14 protein-coding genes are annotated in these 19233 nt (G+C 68.6%); 5 read left to right on the top strand and 9 right to left on the bottom strand.

Annotation, left to right across the window (positions count from 1 at the left end):
- The first annotated feature begins 151 nt into the window (after positions 1-151).
- The gene (gene udk / locus ACVPT3_RS07615) at positions 152-799 is read left to right on the top strand and encodes a uridine kinase (RefSeq protein ID WP_492043538.1); all 648 of its coding nucleotides are present in this window, start codon (positions 152-154) and stop codon (positions 797-799) included.
- Between the two features lie 25 nt (positions 800-824).
- Here udk and ACVPT3_RS07610 read toward each other — a convergent pair whose 3' ends face one another.
- From ACVPT3_RS07610 to serS, 3 genes are all read right to left on the bottom strand, one after another.
- Positions 825-1469, bottom strand: a complete 645-nt coding sequence (locus tag ACVPT3_RS07610; RefSeq protein ID WP_492043537.1) for a protein-L-isoaspartate(D-aspartate) O-methyltransferase — start codon at positions 1467-1469, stop codon at positions 825-827.
- Between the two features lie 76 nt (positions 1470-1545).
- Positions 1546-2340 carry a 5'/3'-nucleotidase SurE gene (surE, locus tag ACVPT3_RS07605; protein WP_492043536.1) on the bottom strand — a complete coding sequence of 265 codons (795 nt, stop codon included), beginning with the start codon at positions 2338-2340 and terminating at the stop codon, positions 1546-1548.
- A gap of 126 nt (positions 2341-2466) precedes the next feature.
- Positions 2467-3945, bottom strand: coding sequence for a serine--tRNA ligase (serS, locus tag ACVPT3_RS07600; protein WP_492043535.1), 1479 nt, complete (start codon positions 3943-3945; stop codon positions 2467-2469).
- Positions 3946-4925: 980 nt separating this feature from the next.
- Between serS and ACVPT3_RS07595 the strand changes: the two genes are divergently transcribed.
- Entirely contained in the window at positions 4926-6665 is a 1740-nt protein-coding gene (locus ACVPT3_RS07595; RefSeq protein ID WP_492043534.1) for a patatin-like phospholipase family protein, read from the top strand.
- Positions 6666-6667: 2 nt separating this feature from the next.
- Here ACVPT3_RS07595 and ACVPT3_RS07590 read toward each other — a convergent pair whose 3' ends face one another.
- Positions 6668-8473 carry an aminopeptidase P family protein gene (locus ACVPT3_RS07590; RefSeq protein ID WP_492043533.1) on the bottom strand — a complete coding sequence of 602 codons (1806 nt, stop codon included), beginning with the start codon at positions 8471-8473 and terminating at the stop codon, positions 6668-6670.
- A gap of 18 nt (positions 8474-8491) precedes the next feature.
- Entirely contained in the window at positions 8492-9358 is an 867-nt protein-coding gene (locus tag ACVPT3_RS07585) for a 50S ribosomal protein L11 methyltransferase (protein WP_035310799.1), read from the bottom strand.
- 187 nt (positions 9359-9545) lie between these two features.
- Between ACVPT3_RS07585 and ACVPT3_RS07580 the strand changes: the two genes are divergently transcribed.
- Positions 9546-10091: a hypothetical protein gene (locus ACVPT3_RS07580; RefSeq protein ID WP_492043532.1), complete on the top strand. Its 546-nt coding sequence runs from the start codon at positions 9546-9548 to the stop codon at positions 10089-10091.
- A 62-nt stretch (positions 10092-10153) separates the two neighbouring features.
- Here ACVPT3_RS07580 and ACVPT3_RS07575 read toward each other — a convergent pair whose 3' ends face one another.
- On the bottom strand, positions 10154-11050 hold the full coding sequence (locus tag ACVPT3_RS07575) for a LysR family transcriptional regulator (RefSeq protein WP_492043531.1): 897 nt from the start codon (positions 11048-11050) through the stop codon (positions 10154-10156).
- A gap of 104 nt (positions 11051-11154) precedes the next feature.
- Here ACVPT3_RS07575 and ACVPT3_RS07570 point away from each other — a divergent pair, with 104 nt between their 5' ends.
- Positions 11155-12189, top strand: coding sequence for an aldo/keto reductase (locus ACVPT3_RS07570; protein ID WP_492043530.1), 1035 nt, complete (start codon positions 11155-11157; stop codon positions 12187-12189).
- 20 nt (positions 12190-12209) lie between these two features.
- Positions 12210-13379, top strand: coding sequence for an MFS transporter (locus tag ACVPT3_RS07565; protein WP_492043529.1), 1170 nt, complete (start codon positions 12210-12212; stop codon positions 13377-13379).
- 6 nt (positions 13380-13385) lie between these two features.
- On the opposite strand, the gene ACVPT3_RS07560 is transcribed toward ACVPT3_RS07565, so the two are convergent.
- From ACVPT3_RS07560 to ACVPT3_RS07550, 3 genes are read right to left on the bottom strand one after another with little or no spacing between them, the layout of a single operon-like run.
- Complete coding sequence (locus ACVPT3_RS07560; protein ID WP_492043528.1) at positions 13386-16742, bottom strand: error-prone DNA polymerase; 3357 nt, start codon at positions 16740-16742, stop codon at positions 13386-13388.
- The gene (locus tag ACVPT3_RS07555) at positions 16739-18295 is read right to left on the bottom strand and encodes a Y-family DNA polymerase (RefSeq protein WP_492043527.1); all 1557 of its coding nucleotides are present in this window, start codon (positions 18293-18295) and stop codon (positions 16739-16741) included. Before ACVPT3_RS07555 ends, ACVPT3_RS07560 begins: the two co-directional genes overlap by 4 nt.
- A complete protein-coding gene (locus tag ACVPT3_RS07550) occupies positions 18195-19013 on the bottom strand; it encodes an ImuA family protein (RefSeq protein WP_492043526.1) in 819 nt (272 codons plus the stop codon). The genes ACVPT3_RS07555 and ACVPT3_RS07550 overlap by 101 nt, the downstream gene beginning before the upstream one ends.
- Positions 19014-19233 lie beyond the last annotated feature (220 nt).

Genomic DNA, 19233 nt, shown 5'->3' with positions numbered 1-19233 from the left:
GACGCTTGCCCGGACGCTAGCTTGGTTATCGGCGATAAGCAACGTAACCGAGGGGAAGATCCGGCGCGACGGATCGTCCCCGGATCATCTTGCGGCCCGCCCGCGCAAGCCGCTGTGGCGCAGGCTTCGCCGACGTTCTAGAAGCGGGCGCATGACCATATTGATCGCGATCACGGGCGGTTCCGGCTCGGGCAAGAGCACCCTGGCGGAGGCGCTGGTTTCGGCCCTGCCCGACGGCAAGGCGGTGCTGGTGCGCGAGGACTCCTATTACCGGGACGCGGCCTCCCTGCCCGGCTTCGATGCGGCGACCTTCGACTTCGACGATGTGGCGGCGCGCGACCACGACCTGATGATCGCCGACCTGACGGCGCTGAAGGCCGGCCGGCCGGTGACGGCGCCGATCTATTCCTTCATCCACCACGGCCGCGAACCGGGCGGCGAGCCGATCCCCGCCGCCGAGGTGGTGATCGTCGAGGGCACCCATGTGCTCTGCACCCCCGATCTGACCGCCCTGTTCGACATCCGCGTGTTCGTGGACACCCCCTCGGACATCCGTTTCATCCGCCGCCTGCTGCGCGACCAGTCCGAGCGCGGCCGCTCGGCCGAGTCGGTGGTGGCGCAGTATCTGGCCACGGTGCGGCCGGGTCACGAGCGGCTGACCGAGCCGTCGCGCACCCACGCCGACTTCATCGTCGCCGACGCCACGGCGGCGGTGCGGCTGGAGGATCCGCAGGCCGTGGTGCGCCTGGCCGCGCCAGTGCTGGCGCATCCGCTGCTGCGGGCCCTGCTGGACGACTAAGACCACAGGGCCTGAGGGCCGGCGATCATCCCTCCTTCGCCGTCCCCTCGACCAGGGGCACGAACCGGACCTCCGTCAGGCTCTCGCGCCGGAACGCGCCGTCGCCCTGGCCGACATAGCGGTGCAGCATCTGCACCGACGTCCGCCCCACCGGCGCCACCAGCACCCCGTTCGGCTTCAGCTGTTTCAGCAGTTCGGTCGGCTCGGTCGGCGAGGCCGCCGTCACCATGATCCGGTCAAAGGGCGCCTGTTCGGCCCAGCCCAGACCGCCGTCGCCGTGTTTGGTGATGACATTGTCGATCTCCAGCGTCCGCAGCTTCGCCTCGGCCTCGACCAGCAGGCTGCGATACCGCTCCACCGAATAGACATAGCGCGCCAGCCGGCTCAGCACCGCGCACTGGTATCCGCTGCCGGTGCCGATCTCCAGCACCCGGTGGCGGGGCTGGACGTCCAGGGCCTGGGTCATCAGGCCGACGATATAGGGCTGGCTGATGGTCTGGGCGCAGTCGATGGGCAGGGCCTGGTCTTCCCAGGCCTGGTCCAGGAATTTCTCGTGCACGAAGACCGCGCGGTCGATGCTCTCCATCGCGGCCAGCACCCGGGGGTCGGTCACCCCCTGCTGGCGCAGCGACAGGATCAGCCGTCCGGCGCGGTCGTCGTGCAGGTTCATTTTCCTCCCCCCCTGGGGGAGGGGGACCGCGACGCCCTTGCGTCGTGGTGGAGGGGGCGCGAGACAGCCGGCCTCATCACGCAGCGCGCTCCGTCTTCTTCGGCGGCGCCCCGCCCAGCACCTTCTTCAGGTCATGGACGCTGGCCATATGGGTCAGGTCGATGTGCAGCGGCGTGACCGAGATCCGCCCCGCCTCGATGGCCCTCAGATCCGTGCCCTCGGCGTGCTCCTGCTTCTCGCCGCGGAAGCTCATCCAGTAATAGTCGCGCCCGCGCAGGTCGGTGCGTCGCACCGCATGCATCTCGCCCACGTCGCGGAAGCCTTGCGTCGTCACCTCGATCTGCTCGACCCGTTCCGGCGGCAGATTGGGGAAGTTCAGGTTCATCACCACGCCCGGCGCCCATTTCTGGTCCAGCAGCTTGCTGATGATCGCCGGCGCAAAGGCCTCGGCCGTCTCCCAGTGGGCCACCACCTCGTCGTGGAACCGTTCCAGGCTCTGGCTCAGGGCGATGGAGCGGATGCCGAAGGCCATGCCCTGAAGCGCGCCCGCCACCGTGCCGGAATAGCTGACGTCCTCGCCGATATTATGCCCCCGGTTCACCCCGGACAGCACCAGGTCCGGCCGCTCCGGCATCAGGTCGTTGACCGCCAGGATGACGCAGTCGGTCGGCGTCCCCGTCACCGAGAACCGCCGCTCGCCGTGCCTATGCACCCGCAGCGGCTCGCTCAGGGTGATGCCCCGGCCCTTGGCCGACTGTTCGACGGCGGGGGCGCACACCCAGATGTCGTCGCTCAGCGTCCGCGCAATTCTCTCAAGGGATTCAAGGCCTTCCGCCTCGATCCCGTCGTCATTTGTCAGGAGGATTCTCATGCCATCTCCCCCCCTTGGGGGGAGACAGGCGCGCGACGCGCGCCAGAGGGGGGCAAGGCGGAACAGTCGCGGGGGCGGCAGGCCCCCTCCACCGCTTCGCGGTCCCCCTCCCCCAAGGGGGGAGGATTAAGCGCCCACATGGGTCAAACCTCCCATATAGGGCTGCAACACCGCCGGCACCGCGATCCGCCCGTCGTCCTGCTGATAGTTCTCCATGATCGCCACCAGGGTCCGACCGACCGCCAGACCCGATCCGTTCAGCGTATGGACGAACTCGGTCTTCTTCTCGCCGGCGCGCTTGAACCGCGCATCCATGCGCCGCGCCTGGAAGTCGCCGCAGTTCGAGCAACTGCTGATCTCGCGATAGGTCCCCTGGCTGGGCAGCCAGACCTCCAGGTCGAAGGTCTTCTGCGCCGAAAAGCCCATGTCGCCCTTGCACAGCAGCATCCGCCGGAACGGCAGCTCCAGCGCCTTCAGCACCGCCTCGGCGCAGGCCGTCATCCGCTCGTGCTCGGCCTCGGAGTCTTCCGGCCGCGCGATCGACACCATCTCGACCTTGGAGAACTGGTGCTGACGGATCAGCCCGCGCGTATCCCGCCCCGCCGACCCCGCCTCGGCCCGGAAGCACGGCGTCAACGCCGTCATCCGCATCGGCGTGGCGAGGTCGTCCTCGGACAGGATCGTCTCGCGCACGAGGTTGGTCAGGGAGACTTCGGCGGTGGGGATGAGCCAACGGCGAGCAGTCTCATGTTTTGCACCGCTATAGTTGGAGAGAGCACTGGCAATGACACCAAGAGAAAGTTCGTAGCTGTCCTGCCCGGCTAGCAGCTCATCGCGCAGCCCTTCGAGCCCTTCGGAGCTGAGCTCAAGCCGCAACGACAAGTCGCCAGCTTCCTGCTGCAAGATATCCTCTAGATCGCCACTAAGACGAGCAGCAGAAAAAAGATCATCCTCAAACTTCGGCAACTGCCCCGTGCCGAACATCGCCTCGTCCCGCACCAGCAGCGGCGGGTTTACTTCCAGATAGCCGTGCCGATCCGTCTGCAGGTCCAGCATGAACTGCCCCACGGCCCGTTCCAGCCGCGCCAACTGGCCCTTCAGCACCGCGAACCGGGCGCCCGACATCTTGGCCGCCGCCTCGAAGTCCAGCATCCCCAGGGCCTCGCCCAGGTCGGCGTGATCCTTGGCCGGGCCGCCCTCACGGGGCGTACTCCAACGCGAGACCTCGACATTGCCCGCCTCGTCCTCGCCGTCCGGCACGTCCTCGGCCGCCAGGTTCTTCAACCCCGCCAGCAGGTCGCGCAGTTCCTTGCCGACGCGCGCCTCGACCTCGGCCGCCGCCGCGATGTCGCCCTTCAGGGCCTCGACCTCGGCCTTCAGCCGGTCGGCCTCGGCCATGTCCTTCTTGCCCATGGCGGCGCCGATCAGCTTGGAGGCGGCGTTGCGCTTGGCCAGGGCGTCCTGGCCCGTGGTCTGGGCGTGGCGCAGTTCGGCGTCCAGCCGCAGGATGTCCGCGACCAGCCCGTCGGCCTCGTCCACCCCGCGCGACGACCAGCCCGCGACGTAAACCTGGGGGTTCTCGCGAATGGCTCGGATATCGTGCATGATCTGGAACTTCGGCTGGGCGGGAGAAGCCGAACGCTCTACCCGCCCGCGCGGTTACGGGCAACGCCTCTCCTCCCCCGCCTACGCCGCTGTCTCGCTCACCTCCCCGTTCGCGAAGGCGAACGGGGAGGACAGGCGGGAGCGTCAGCGAACGCCAGGTGGGGGCGACTCGGTGTCAGACGCTGTCGGGGTCATCCCCACTGTCAGAGTCGCCCCCGCCTGGTCGCAAGCGCGACCTGTCCTCCCCCGCGCATTCGCGCGCGGAGAGGTGACGTTGACCTCGCTCACCTCCCCGTTCGCGAAGGCGAACGGGGAGGACAGGCGGGAGCGTCAGCGAACGCCAGGAGGGGGCGACTCGGTGTCAGACGCTGTCAGGGTCATCCCCACTGTCAGAGTCGCCCCCTCCTGGTCGCGAGCGCGACCGGTCCTCCCCCCGCGCCTTCGCGCGCGGAGAGGTGGGTCAGCGCGCACAATGACGCTGGTCCACTTCCAATAATTTCAACGCTCTAAAAGAATCTCGCCCCGACTTCCTCGCCCTACCCGCCGGCGCCCATATGCTCCGCTCATCCCCGCCGATGGGGAGGGCGTCGGATCCAACGCCCTGACGGCGGCGGGGCTGTGGTCGAGCGATGAAGCCGGTGGGGAGGAGACCGCCGGGGTCCCTAGGGACGGCGATGGATGCCGCCTCCTGCTCGCCGCACGCCTAGGAAAGCGGGCCGCTGTCGACTCTCGTCGGCATGTCCGCCCCGGCGAAGCCGTCGCAAGACGGCCCGCCGATCCGGCAAGGCTCTAAAAAGAGGGCCGCCAGCCGGAGTGCGTGTGGAAAACGACCGCGTGGGACGACGACTGCGCCGAAACGGTAATTAAAACTCCAAACCCCGGGTGCAGACCCGGCGTCCCACGCCCTCCCCGTACTTCGCTGGTTTCCCGCGAAGCCGAAGCCAATTCACCCTGACCGGAATCTCACCTACAACCGTCCCATGGCTCCGCTTCGACCCGACACCCTGGCCTCCGCTTTGTCGCGCATCTTCGAAGGGCCGATGATCGATCGCGCCAGCTGGTTCGCCCTGACGGGCGGCGAGCGGCTGTTCGCGGCGGGGGATCCGTCCGACACCCTCTATCTGGTCCGGTCAGGACGACTGGGCGTCTTCCATACAGAGCCCGATCAGCCGCCCCATCTGCTGGGCGTGGTCCGGCCCGGCGAGCCGGTCGGTGAAATGGCCATGCTGGCCGGCACCGCCCACACCGCCGACGTCGTCGCTCTGCGCGACACCGAGATCCTGGCCCTGCCGCGCGAGGCCTTCTTCGAGGCCGCCCGGTCCGAGCCGGATCTGATGGTCGAACTGTCGCGGCTGATGATCCACCGCGCCCGAGAACGCGCCGGCGGGGCGGCCGAACCCAGCGTCTTCGGCTTCGTCTCTGCCCGGCCCCGCCCGATCCGCGCCTTCGTCGACCGGATCGCCGCCGCCGTCCAGGCCATGGGTTTCACCTGCCGGGTCATCGACCAGTCGGCCCTGACCTCGGCCGCCGAATGGTTCAGCCGGGTCGAGGACGATCATGACTATGTCCTCTATGTCGCCGAACTGGACCAGCCGGCCTGGGCCGAGCTGTGCGCCCGTCAGGTGGACCGGCTGTTCATCGTCGGCAGCGGGCTTCTGGCCCCGCCGTCCGACCTGCCGCGACGGATGGGATTCGGCGACGGCCGCCGTCTGACCGATCTGATCCTGCTGCGCGATCCGCGCATGAATCAGCCAGCCAACACCCGCGTCTGGCTGAACGCGCTCCAGCCAGACCGCTGGTTCCACTGCGTCGCGGGGGTCGAGGCCGACACCGCCCGCATGGCCCGCGTCATCACCGGCACGGCCGTGGGCCTGGTCCTGTCCGGCGGCGGCGCGCGCGCCTATTGCCACATGGGGGCGATCAAGGCGCTGGAAGAGGCCAAGGTCCCCATCGACTTTGTCGGCGGCGCCTCCATGGGGGCGGTCGTGGCCGCCGGCCCGGCCCTGGGCTGGTCGTTCGAGCGACTGGACTACGAGATCCGCCGCGCCTTCGTCGAATCCGACCCCCTGTCGGACCTGGCCTTCCCGATCATCGCCATGTCTCGTGCCCGCAAGGTGGCCCGCCTGCTGGAGCGGGCCTATGGCGACATAGATATGGCCGATCTGGCCCTGCCCTTCTTCGCCGTCTCCTCGAACCTGACGTCGGGCCGGATCGAGGTCCATCGCACCGGCCTGATGCGCCGGGCCATGCGCGCCTCCATCGCCATTCCGGGCGTCCTGCCGCCCGTGGTCATCGACGGCCAGGTGCTGGTCGACGGGGCGGTGCTGAAGAACTTCCCCACCAGCGTGATGCGTCAGTTGAACAGCGGTCCCATCATCGGCGTCGACATGTCCCAGACGCGCGGCGTCGATCCGGCGTCGCTGGAAAATCCGCCCTCCTGGTGGAAATGGGTGCTGTCGGGCGCCTGGAAGGCTGGCCCGCCCATCGTGTCCATCCTGATGCGTTCGGCGACCATCACCACCGACGCCGAGATGGAACAGTCGCGCGCCGCCGCCGACGTCCTGATCCTGCCGCACACCGGCGGGACCGACATCCGTGACTGGAAGGCCTATGACGAGCCGGTCGCCTCAGGCTACGAGGCGACCAGGGCGGCCCTGGCCGACCTGACCGTCCCCGTCACCCACCTGCGGCGGCGCCCGACCCGCGCCATCGAGCCGTGAGGTCAGAGCGGGGCGCAGACCCGCTCCAGCCAGGCCCGCACCTCGCCCTCGACCAGGGGCCCGACCTTGGCCAGGGTCTCGGCGTGATAGGCGTCGACATAGGCCCGCTCGTCCGGCGTCAGCAGGTCGACCGCGATCAGCTTGCGGTCGATCGGCGCGAAGGTCAGCTGCTCGAACCCGTGCATCGGCCGCTCGCCGCCCTCGGGAATCACGGCCGGCGTCACCACCTGCAGGGTCTCGATGCGGATGCCCCAATGGCCTTCACGATAATAGCCGGGCTCGTTGGACAGGATCATCCCCTCCAGCAGCGGCTGGGCCGTGCCCCATTTGGCGATCCGTTGCGGTCCCTCGTGAACCCCCAGATAGGATCCGACGCCATGGCCGGTCCCATGGTCGTAATCCAGCCCCGCCGCCCACATCGGCGCCCGCGCTATGGCGTCCAGGGCCATGCCGCTGGTCCCCGCCGGGAAGCGGATGGTCGCCATGGCGATATGGGACTTCAGCACCAGGGTGAACTTGTGACGCTGATCCGCCGTCGGCTCGCCGACCGCCATGGTGCGGGTCACGTCGGTCGTCCCGTCCAGATACTGGCCGCCGCCGTCCACCAGCAGCAACGAGCCCTTTTCGATCCGGCGGATCGTGGCGCCGACCGGCTTGTAATGCGGCAGGGCGCCGTTCGGCCCGGCTCCGGCGATGGTGTCGAAGCTCAGGTCCTTCAGCGCCCCGGTCGCCTCGCGGAACCGCTCCAGCGTCTCCACCACCTCGCGCTCGTCCGGCAGGGTCTGCTGCGCCGTTATATCGACCCAGTGCAGGAAGTTGGCCAGGGCCGCGCCGTCGCGGATATGGGCCCGGCGGCTGCCCTCGATCTCGACCGCATTCTTGGTCGCGCGAGGCAGGGCGCAGGGGTCCGCTGCCCGCACCACCGTCGCCCCGGCCTGCTCCAGCCGGTCGAAATACCAGGCGGACGACAGGGCCGGATCGACCATCACCTTCTTGCCCGCCAGACCGTCCAAGGCCTCGGCCAGCCGTTCCGGCGCCTCCAGTTGGACGTCGTCGCCCAGCCAGGCCGGCAGCTCATTCGTCACCTTGGCCCCATCCAGGAACAGCCGCGCCCTGCCGTCGGCCTCCAGCACGGCCTGACCGATCGGCAGGGGCGAACGGATCACGTCGCCGCCGCGCACATTGAACAGCCAGGCGATGGAAATGGGCGCGGTCAGAACCACGGCGTTGGCGCCGGCCTCCGCCACGGCCTGACCGATCCGCGCCCGCTTCGCCGCATGGGGCTCGCCGGAATAGACGTCCGCGTGCGGCGTGATCGGCGCGGTCGGCTGGGCCGGACGATCCGCGCCCCAGGCCTGGTCCAGCGGACTGACCTCGACCGGCTTCAACTCGGCCCCGGCCTTCTGCGCCGCCCGCTTCAGGGGGACCAGGGCGTCCGGGCTGTGCAGACGGGGATCATAGCCGATCACCTGGCCGGGCTTCGCCGTCTCCAGATAGGCGGCGACCTCGTTCAGGTCGCGCCGCTCGAACAGGGCCGGATCCGTCTGGGCCTTGACCTGCACCGTATAGCGGCCGTCCGTGAACATGCTGGCCCGGTCCTGAAACACCACCGCCGCCCCGGCCGAACCGGTGAAGCCGGTGACCCAGGCCAGCCGCTCGTTGGCGTCCGGCAGATATTCGTTCTGGTGCTCGTCCTCGTGCGGGATCAGGAAGCCGTCCAGCCCCTGCTTGGCCATCTCGGCGCGCAGCAGCGGCAGGTGTTTGGCCCCGAAGGACGGATCGGTGGTCTCATCGAAGGTCTGGCGCATCGTCTCGTCTTTCGTTCCTCAGCCCATCCGCCGCAGAACCAGAGCGCTCCAGGCGTCGTGATGGATGCGTTTCTCCAGCCGGAAGCCGCGCGACGTATAGGCCGCCGTCACCCGGCGCTCCTGGGTCCGCAACAGGCCCGACAGGATGGCGACCCCGCCCAGGCTCAAGGCCATCTTGATGTCCTGCGACAGGGCCACCAGCGGCGGGGCCAGGATATTGGCGAAAACCAGATCATAGGGCCCATGACGGCGCACCCGCTGATCGTTCAGGCCCGAGGCGTGGACGAAGCTGGCGTGGGCCTGGTTCAGGGCGGCGTTCTCGTTGGCGATCCGCACCGAGGGGGCGTCGATGTCGGTGCCGACTGCGATCCGACTGCCGGTCCGCGCCGCAGCGATGGCCAGGACGCCCGTGCCGCAGCCGACGTCCAGCACCCGCTCGAACCGCTCGCGCTTCAACAGATCGTCGAAGGCCTCAAGACAGCCGACCGTCGTGCCGTGGTGGCCGGTGCCGAAGGCGGCGCCGGCGTCGATCTTCAGATTGACGGCGTTGGGCGGCACCCGCCCCTCGTCATGGGCCCCATAGACGAAGAAGCGCCCGGCTCGCACCGGCGGCAGGCCCGACAGCGACATGGCCAGCCAGTCGGCGTCGGCCAGTTTCTCGACCGTGACGGTGACCGGATAGTCGGCCAGGGTCGCCTTCAGCCCCTCGACCTCTTCGGCCGTGGTCGGGAAGGCGTCGATGCGCCAGATGTTGCGATCCTCGTCCTCCTCCAGGATGGAATAGGTCGCGCCCTCCAGCGTGGGATCGGCGTCGATGGCGGCGGCGGCGGCCTCTGCGTTTTCGCGCGGACCCCGTGCGATTATCTGAACTGCGGACTCGGACATTTTTCAAACACCGCTAAGATGGCGAATCGTTGCGATCCGGCGCTTCGTCTTCCCGACGCCGCCGGGCTTTTTAACTAACCGAGGGGTCGGGGAATACATGGCCAAGTCACCGTCTACGTCTAAAACTGCGTCGCCGAAGCCGGCGACCGCCGCTTCCAAGCCTAAAGCCGCGCCGAAGTCGAGCGCTGTGAAGCCTGTCGCCGAGAAAACAGCAGCGCCCAAGGCGACCAAGCCCGTCGCTGCGAAGCCTGCCGCCAAGACCACGGCCGCCAAGCCCGCCGCGAAAGCTGCAGCCCCGAAGGTCGCTGCGCCTAAGGCGGCTCCCAAGGCTGCAGTCGCCAAGGCCGCCGTTCCGAAGGCCGCTGCGCCCAAGGCGGCCGCCAAGCCCAAGGCCGCTCCGGCCGCCAAGGCCGCGCCGGTGAAGGCCGCCGCTCCGAAGGCCGCGCCGGCCAAGGCGTCCAAGCCCGCCGCTGCAAAGCCCGCGCCCAAAACCGCCGCCAAGCCTGCAGCCGCCAAGCCTGCCGCCAAAACTGCAGCTGCGCCCAAGGCGGCTCCCGCCGTCGTCGCGGCGCCGACGCCCGCTCCGGTCGTCGCGCCCGTCGCTGCGACTCCGGCGCCCAAGCCCGTCGAAGCCCCCAAGCCGGCCGCCAAGCCCGCTCCCGCCCCCGCTCCCAAGGCGGAAGAAAAGAGCTTCTTCGCCAAACTGGGCGACATGATCTTCGGCAAGCGCTGATTTCGGATCGCATTCGAGACTGAAGATCGCCGGACGGGTCTGCCCGTCCGGCGATTTTCGTTTCAGCGCAGCCGTTCCGCCAGAAAGTCCACGAACACCCTCACCCGCGCCGGCATATTGGCCCCGCCGACAAAGACCGCGTGAATCGGCTCCCGATCGCCGGGATTGAAGGCTTCAAGCAGCGGAACTAGCCGTCCCATTTCGATGGCGTCCGCCACGCTGAAATTGCCGACCCGCGTCACCCCCACGCCGGCCAGCGCCAGCTGCGTCAGGGTCTCGCCATTGTTGGCCTCGATCGGTCCCTTCACCGTCAGGGCGTAATCCCGCCCGTCGCGCCGGAACGGCCAGACCGGCTCAGCCCGACGAAAATTGAAGTTCAGACAATCATGGTCATGCAGGTCCTCCGGGACCTGGGGCGCACCCCGTCGCGCCAGATAGTCCGGCGAGGCGACAATGGTCCGCCCCGTCTCGCCCAGCCGCCGCGCCGTCAGCGGACTGTCGGCCAGCGGCCCGAACCGGATGGCGACATCAGCCTGACCCGCCGCCACATCGACCACGACATCGGTCAGATTGAAGTCGATCAAGATATGCGGATACAGGCGGGCGAACTCGCCCAGCAGAGGCACGACGCGCTGGCGACCGTGCGCCAGAGACGCGCTGACCCTAACCCGTCCGCGTGGCGCCCCCTGGTCGGCGATGACCCGCTCGGCGTCGTCCAGATCGGCCAGAATGCGACGCGCCGCCGCCAGATAGGTCTGGCCCTCCGCCGTCAGCGTCAGCACCCGCGTGGTCCGCAGCATCAGCCGCACGCCCAGCCGCGCCTCAATCCGGTCGATGGTCCGGCTGACCGCAGACGGCGTCAGGTCCAGCGTCCGCCCCGCCGCCGAGAAACTGCCGCTTTGCGCCACGGCGGCGAACACTTCCATCTCTCTTGCGCGGTCCACGCCGGTCGTCTGCATCTGTGCGTCCAGATCAAAAATCCTTGGCCTGAAGCCTGCCTACCGCTCGTGCGGACCGCCGTCCATCTGTGCGTCCGGACAGACAGCGTCGCGAAGGGACAGTCATGGATTATCGTCAACTCGGATCATCGGGCCTGCGCGTCCCGGTTCTCAGCTTCGGAACCGGCACATTCGGCGGCTCCGGCCCCCTGTTCGGCGCCTGGGGCCACAGCGACGTGGACGAGGCTCGCCGCTTGGTCGACATCTGCCTGGAGGCCGGGGTCAATCTGTTCGACACCGCCGACGTCTATTCCGACGGCGCCTCGGAGCAGGTGCTAGGCCAGGCCATCAAGGGCCGCCGCGATCAGGTGCTGATCTCGACCAAGACCGGCCTGCCGACCGGCGACGGCCCGGCCGACTGGGGCGTGTCGCGCGACCGGCTGATCCGCGCGGTCGAGGCCGCCCTGCGCCGGCTCGACACCGACCATATCGACCTGCTGCAGCTTCACGCCTTCGACGCCTCGACGCCGGCGGACGAACTGCTGGCCACGCTCGACACGCTCGTGACCTCGGGCAAGGTCCGCTACACCGGCGTCTCCAACTATCCCGGCTGGGCGCTGATGAAGGCGCAAGGCATCGCCGAGCGCGACGCCCGCCCCCGCTTCGTCGCCCATCAGGTCTATTACTCCCTGATCGGCCGCGCGTATGAGGCGGACCTGATGCCGCTGGGCGCGGACCAGGGCGTCGGGGCCCTGGTGTGGAGCCCGCTGGGCTGGGGCCGCCTGACCGGCAAGATCCGCCGCGATGCGCCGATCCCCGTGGGCAGCCGCCTGCACCAGACCGCCGCCTTCGCCCCGCCCGTCGAGGACGAACACCTGTACCGCGTCGTCGACGCCCTGGAGGCCATAGCTGTCGAGACCGGCAAGACCGTGCCCCAGATCGCCATCAACTGGCTGCTGCAACGCCCGACCGTCTCTTCGGTCATCATCGGCGCTCGCAACGAGGAACAGCTGCGCCAGAACCTGGGCGCCGTCGGCTGGAGCCTGACGCCCGACCAGATCGCCGCCCTCGACGCCGCCAGCGACGTCCTACCGCCCTATCCCCACACCCCCTATCGCCAGCAGGAAGGGTTCGCCCGCCTGAACCCCCCGCTGGTCTGACCCTCGAAAGCCTCCCCCCAATGAAACTCAATCCTCCCCTCCTGGCCCTCGCGGCAGGCGCTTTCGGTATCGGCGTGACCGAGTTCGCGCCTATGGGCCTGCTGCCCGTCATCGCCTCCGACCTGGGCGTCTCCATCCCCACGGCGGGCCTGCTGATCAGCGCCTATGCCCTGGGCGTCATGCTGGGCGCGCCCCTGATGACCCTGACCACCGGCCGTGTGCCGCGCCGAGCTCTGCTGATCGGTCTCGCCGCCATCTTCACCGCCGGCAATCTGCTGTCGGCAATCTCGACCGATTACACGATGCTGCTGATCGCGCGGGTCATCACCTCGCTGAACCATGGTGCCTTCTTCGGCGTCGGCTCGATCGTGGCCGCCAGTCTGGTGGCGCCGAACCGTCAGGCGGGCGCCGTCGCCGCCATGTTCATGGGCCTGACCATCGCCAATGTCGTCGGCGTGCCCCTGGCGACCTGGGCCGGAGACGCCCTGGGATGGCGCGCCAGCTTCTGGGGCATTGCTGCAATCGGAGTGCTTGTCATGGCCGCCCTGCGCCTGACCCTGCCCAACCTGCCCGCCCCGGCTGGCGGGAACATCGCCGCCGAGCTGCGTGTTCTGGGTCGCGGTCCCGTCCTGGCGGCCCTTGCCCTGACGGTGATCGGCTCCAGCGCCATGTTCACGGTCTTCACCTATATCGCCCCGATCCTGCGCGAGCAGACCCAGGCCTCGCTCGGCTTCGTCACCGCCATGCTGGTGACCTATGGGCTGGGTCTGACGCTCGGCAACTGGCTGGGCGGCAAGTTCGCGGACAAGTCGGTGGACCGCACCCTGATCGTGACCCTGGCCTCCCTGTCCGCCATCCTGGTCGCCTTCGCCGTCGCCATGCCGTTCGCGGTCCCGACCTCGATCCTTGTCTTCCTCTGGGGAATCGCCAGCTTCGCCCTGGTGCCGCCGCTCCAGGTGCGGGTCATGGCCGCCGCCGGCGATGCGCCCAACCTCGCCTCGGCCATGAACATCGGCGCCTTCAACCTCGGCAACGCCATCGGCGCAGCCGTGGGCGGAGCGGTCATCGCCGGCGGCCTCGGTTATCCAGCCGTCTCATTGGCCGGAGCGGTCGCGTCCGGACTGGGCCTGCTGCTGGTCCTGTTCCTAAACCGTAAGCGCTCTCCAACCACAGCGCCCGCTCCCTGCTGACGCCCGTCAGTGAAAGTCGCGCGACCCCGGCAGAATGCGGACGTCGCGCGGATGCCGGCCGGTCGGGCTGCGCGGCCCTTGCGGATATTTCACCGCATCCGCCCGCGACAACTCGACCTGCAGGTCATAGTCCTCTGACAGCCGTCCCAACTCGGCCGACCGGTCGATCACCCGCCGCGCCATAACGTGCAGCACGCCTTCGACGCTCTTCTCGACCGTGCCCTCCACCTCCATCAGCCGCGCGGCCATGACCTCGCGCCGAAAGGTCTCGAACAACCGCGCCCACAGCAGGATGTTCACCACTCCGGTCTCATCCTCCAGGGTCACGAAGATCGCGTTGCCCGTTCCCGGCCTCTGCCGCACCAGCACCACTCCCGCCGTCTTCACCAGCGCCCCGTGCCTCTTGGCCTCGACCGCCTCAGCGCTCAGCACCCGCTCGGCGTCGAACATCGGTCGCAGGATCTGCATCGGATGCCCTTTCAGCGACAGGCGCGTCGTCTGATAATCGGTGGCGATATGCTCCTTCAGCGGCATCAGCGGCAGGTTCGCCGCCGCCTCGGCCCCCAACTCTCTGGCGCGCGCCGCCTGGAACAGCGGCAACGGCTCGTCGTCCGGCAACCGCCTGACCGCCCACAGCCCCTCGCGGCGATCCAGACCCATCGACCGAAACGCATCCGCATCCGCCAGTTTGCGCATCGCGGCCGCCTCCAGCCCCGTCCGCCGCGCCATCTCCTCGACATCTGTAAAAGGCGCGTCCCGCGCTTCCGCCAGCTTCGTCGCCCAACCTTCCTTGAACCCGTCGATCTGACGTAAGCCCAGTCGCAGAGCCAATCCCCTATCGCCCGGTTCCAGCCTATTGTCCCAAAGACTGTGGTTCACATCGATCGCCCGCACCTCGACCTTCTGCGGGCTCTCCTGCGCATCCCGCACCAGCTGCGCCGGGGCGTAGAAACCCATCGGCTGACTGTTCAGCAGCGCACAGGCGAACACCGCCGGATGATGGCATTTGATCCAGGACGAGATGTAAACCAGCCTGGCGAACGAGATGGCGTGGCTCTCGGGGAAACCATAGGAGCCGAAGCCCTTGATCTGCTCATAGCAACGCTCGGCGAAGGCCGCGTCGTAACCCCGCGCCTTCATGCCCTCGACCATGAGCTGGCCATAGTGGCTCAGGTTCCCGTCGCCCCTGAAGGTCCCCATGGCCTTGCGCATGCCGTTCGCCTGCTTGTCGTCAAACCGCGCCGCGACCATGGCGATCTTCATCGCCTGTTCCTGAAACAGCGGCACGCCCAGCGTCGCCTTCAGCACGTCCTTCAGCTCATCGGGATGTCCGAACTCTGCACCGGGAGAAGGATAGTCGACGGCTTCCAGACCCTGCCGCCGCCGCAAATAGGGATGGACCATATTGCCCTGAATCGGCCCGGGACGAACGATCGCCACCTGAATGGCCAGATCATAGAACTGTTTCGGCTTAAGCCTCGGCAGCATGTTGATCTGCGCCCGGCTCTCCACCTGGAAGACCCCGATGGAACGCCCCTGTTGCAGCATCTTGTAGGTCGGCTCGTCGGCGTCAGGAACCGTGTCCAGCCTGAGATTCAGCGCCCCGTGCTCAACCAGCAGGTCGAACGCCTTTCGGATGCAAGTCAGCATCCCCAGAGCCAGCACATCGACCTTCATCAGCCGCAGCGCGTCGATGTCGTCCTTGTCCCATTCGATGAAGGTTCGGTCCGGCATGGCCGCATTGCCGATGGGAACCAGTTCGTCCAGCCGATCCTGGGTCAGGACGAAGCCCCCGACATGCTGGGACAGATGTCGGGGAAACTCCAGCAGTCGCCGGGTCATGGCGACCGCACGGATCACGGTCGGATTGCCGACCTCGAGCCCGGCCTGCTCCAGATGCCGATCCGGGATATCCGATCCGAAACTGCCCCACTGGCTTCCCGCCAGACGCGCCGTCACATCCTCGGTCAGCCCCATGACCTTGCCAACTTCGCGTATGGCGCTGCGCGGACGATAACGGATCACGGTGGCGGCGATGCCCGCCCGGTGGCGGCCATATCGTTCGTAGATGTGCTGGATGACCTCCTCGCGCCGCTCGTGTTCGAAATCGACGTCGATGTCCGGCGGCTCCTTTCGATCCGACGAGAGGAAGCGTTCGAACAGCACGTCATGAACGCTCGGATCGACCGAGGTGATGCCCAGAACATAGCAGACGGCCGAGTTCGCCGCCGAACCTCGCCCCTGACACAGGATGCGCTGGTCGTTCGCAAATCTGACGATGTCGTGGATCGTCAGAAAATAGTGGGCCAGATTCTCCTTGGCGATGAAAGCCAGCTCCTTCTTCAGAAGGTCCCGCACCTTGCCCGGCACGCCTTGCGGATATTTCCGCTCTTCATAGATCGACACCAGTTCGGCCAGCCGATCCTGCGCCGTCATGCCGGGCGGCACCGGCTCTTCAGGATAATTGTAGCTCAGGTCCCCCAGATCGAACGCCACCCGCGCCAGCACGTCCTGCGTCTCTGTCACCGCCTCCGGGGCGTCGGCGAACAGGCGGCTCATTTCGGCGGGCGGTTTCAGGTGGCGTTCGGCGTTCTGATCCAGTCGGCGGCCGGCGCTCTCCAGCGTCACCCCCTCGCGGATACAGGTGACCACGTCCTGCAGGTCGCGCTGGTCGGCGTCGTGATAGAGGACGTCGTTGACCGCCAGCAACGGCACGCCCGTCGCCCCGGCCAAGACCTTCAGCCGCGCCAGTCGGCGGCGGTCGTCGCCCCTCCGGCCCATGGCGGCGCCCAGCCAGACGGCGCCCGGCGCGGCGTCGTTCATCTGGCGCAGCAGGGCCTCCAACCCCTCCAGTCGGCGCGGCGGCATGACGATCAGCAACAGACCTTCGGACGCGCGCAGCAGGTCGCGCAGCCCGATCTCGCACTGCCCCTTCTTCGTCCGACTGTTGCCCAGGGTCAGCAGGCGGCACAGACGGCCCCAGCCCTGCCGGTCCTCGGGATAGGCCAGGATGTCCGGCGTCCCGTCGTTGAACCGCAGCCGCGCCCCCAGGATCAGCTTGAAGGCCTGGGCACGCGCCTTGATCTGCTCCGGATCGAGATCGACGGGAAACGAATCCTCCACCAGCACCGTCTCCCCGGGACTGCCGCCCTGGCGCACCCGATCCGGCGGCGACCAGCCTTCCTCGCGCAGCGTCTTCAACGCGCTCCATGCCCGCACCACCCCAGCCAGGGTGTTGCGGTCGGCCAGGCCCATGCCTGTGTGCCCGCGCAGAATGGCGCTCAGCACCAGATGTTTCGGATGCGATGCTCCCTCTAGGAAGGAGAAGTTGCTGCGCGTCGCCAGTTCGGCATAGGCGGTCACGCGAAGACCCCGTGCACGAACCAGCGCGGCGCCGGCTCCTCGCCGTAGAAGCCGGAGCGAAACAGCCAGAAGCGCCGGCCCTCCTGGTCCTCGACGCGGTAATAGTCGCGCGTGGGCTCCAGCGGCCCCCGCAAGCTGCGCCACCATTCAGGTGCGATGCGTTCGGGGCCTTCGACCCGGACCAGGCGGTGATCGACCCGCCGCCAGATGAAGCGGTTCGGCGGATGGTCGGGCACCTCCGCCGTGGCCAGGATCGGCTGGGGCGGGTCGAACATCTGCAAGGGGCGCAGCGGTGGGTCGACGGGGTCCGGTTCGGGCCATTCGCCGTCCCCGCCGGGCGGCAAGGCGGCGGGGGTCAGACGAACCGTGCGTTCCGGCCAGTGCGAGGCCACAGGCTCGAACCGGCTCACGGCCTCGGGGCCCAGCCGCGCGGTCAGGCGGTCGACCAGCCGGCCCAGGTCCTCGGCGCCGGGCGGGGTGCGTTCGAAGCCGCGCTGGCGCGAGGCCAGACGGTTGGCGACCGGCACGGACAGACGCAACTGGTCGAAGCCGAACCCCGGGTCTAGCGGCCGCGCCAGACTGGCCAGCCGTTCACGGAACAGGCGCAGCACGGCCGCCGCGTCGCGTGTCGGACGGCCCGTCCGCACGGTGATGTGGCGGACCTCTCCGTCCAGGCGGAAAAAGCCGACCTGAAAAGCCCGCCCGCCCTGGCCACGCAGGTCCAGTCGGTCCATGGCCTCGGTCAGCAGGTCGCCGATCACCGCCTCGACGTCGGTTGTCTCGGTGATCGGTTCGACCAGGATCCGATCGACCGAAATCAGCGGGACGGGCCGTTCGGGCCGAATGCGGGCGTCCTCGCGCCCCAGCACCCGGTTCAGCCGCGTCGCCGCCGCCGCGCCAAACCGGGCGGCGATCGGGGCGGTGGGACGGTCCGCCAGATGCGCCAAAGTCTTCAACCCCGCGCGCGACAGGGCCTGGGCCTCCTTGTCCGACAGTTCCAGCGCCGCGACCGGCAGGCGGCGCAGGGCCTGGCTCTGGCCCTCGCCCTCATGGATCCCGCCACGCCCGAACCGGGCCAGGGCGCGCGCCGCCTCGGGCGTGCCGGCCATGGCCAGACGAACCGCCAGACCCACGCCCTGCGCCCGCGCCGCGACCGCCTGGACCAGGCCTGCCTCGCCCCCGAACAGATGGGCGCAGCCGGTCACGTCCAGCGCCAGTCCGTCCGGCCCGTCGGTCGCCGCCATCGGGGTGAACCGGCCGAAATCCAGCAGTACCCGTTTCAGCAGGGCCGCGTCCGCCTCGGGCCGGTGCGCGACCACCCGGATGTCCGGCGCCCGCGCCCGCGCGTCCGCCAGGGTCATGCCCGGCGACAGACCCAGGGCCAAGGCGGAACCATTGGCGGCGGCCAAACGCAGAGCCCCCTTCACCTTCTCCACCAGCACGGTTTCAGGTTCAGCCGTAGCGGCGGACCGCCCCTCCTCCCGCCGCAACCGATCCGTCGGCAGCAGGGGGAACCAGACCGCCAGATAGCGCCGATCGTTGCGACTGTTCATGTCCGGCATTCTGCCCGCCTTGTTCGAAGACTCCGCGCTCACGATCCCACTCCATGATCCAGGTCCTCGGCTGAGCGCCCAGCCGATGCCGCAACAGTTCGACCGCATAGGTCGGATGGCCGGGAGCCTCCGCCTCCAGCGCCCGTGACAAGGCACCCCTGACCCGCCACCGGGTCTCGGCCGCGCTGGGCTGGGGCTGGGCCGCCAGCCGCGTCAGCACCGCCGTCGCCCGCCCCTGCCCCGCCGCCATCGACAGGCGGCGCGTCGCGGTCAGGCTCAGCGCCTTGCTCTCCCCCCAGGCCGTCAGCAGCACCGCCCCCACGGCCCCGCAGGCCAAGGCCTCCTCGCCCGCCGCCAGCAGATCCTTCATCTCCCTGACCCGGACCAGCACCAGCCGGCCGGGATCCAGCCCCAGTTCGCGCAGGCCAGGCCCATAAATCTGCCCCGTCTCCAGCCCCGCCATGGCCTGGACGCCCCAGACCACGGGCCTGTCGCCCGCCGCTCGACGCACCAGCCCCAGGGCGAACCCAAGAGCCGCCGTGGCATCCGGCGCCGTCGCGGCGTAAATCTCGTGCAGCCCATGGGTCGCCAGTCCGCCCAGATGCCGGTCAGCCGCCGCGTGCCCCAGATCGAAGCGCGTGTCGTCAACCGGATGACCATCGGCCTCCAGAGCTTTCAGATGTTCGCGCAGCGCTTCGATCTTAGGGCTCGAACCCAAAACAGTTCTCCTTTTGTTCTCGCATATGCCTCCTCCTCACCGCAGCGAGTCAAGCGGAGTCCCAGCTTGACCATGGGAATTTATTCCGCAACCGACGGCCAAGCGAAATATCGAGAATACTTGACTTTCACGCAGGGACTTCTATATCGCCCCCAGCCTCGGGACAGGTCTGCGATCCGCGCCGCCCGCTCGCCCAAAGAGGGGCGGTTCCGTTGCTGCT

Source organism: Brevundimonas sp. FV1ps31S (assembly GCF_058681265.1).
Note: the sequence above shows the minus strand (reverse complement) of the source record. Positions and strands in the feature narration are given on the sequence as shown.

Coding starts and splice junctions, on each gene's coding strand:
- ACVPT3_RS07570 (WP_492043530.1), top strand. CDS start 11,155: ATGGATTATCGTCAACTCGGATCATCGGGCCTGCGCGTCCCGGTTCTC.
- ACVPT3_RS07595 (WP_492043534.1), top strand. CDS start 4,926: ATGGCTCCGCTTCGACCCGACACCCTGGCCTCCGCTTTGTCGCGCATC.
- ACVPT3_RS07565 (WP_492043529.1), top strand. CDS start 12,210: ATGAAACTCAATCCTCCCCTCCTGGCCCTCGCGGCAGGCGCTTTCGGT.
- ACVPT3_RS07575 (WP_492043531.1), bottom strand. CDS start 11,050: ATGCAGACGACCGGCGTGGACCGCGCAAGAGAGATGGAAGTGTTCGCC.
- ACVPT3_RS07590 (WP_492043533.1), bottom strand. CDS start 8,473: ATGCGCCAGACCTTCGATGAGACCACCGATCCGTCCTTCGGGGCCAAA.
- ACVPT3_RS07610 (WP_492043537.1), bottom strand. CDS start 1,469: ATGAACCTGCACGACGACCGCGCCGGACGGCTGATCCTGTCGCTGCGC.
- surE (WP_492043536.1), bottom strand. CDS start 2,340: ATGAGAATCCTCCTGACAAATGACGACGGGATCGAGGCGGAAGGCCTT.
- ACVPT3_RS07585 (WP_035310799.1), bottom strand. CDS start 9,358: ATGTCCGAGTCCGCAGTTCAGATAATCGCACGGGGTCCGCGCGAAAAC.
- ACVPT3_RS07555 (WP_492043527.1), bottom strand. CDS start 18,295: ATGAACAGTCGCAACGATCGGCGCTATCTGGCGGTCTGGTTCCCCCTG.
- serS (WP_492043535.1), bottom strand. CDS start 3,945: ATGCACGATATCCGAGCCATTCGCGAGAACCCCCAGGTTTACGTCGCG.
- udk (WP_492043538.1), top strand. CDS start 152: ATGACCATATTGATCGCGATCACGGGCGGTTCCGGCTCGGGCAAGAGC.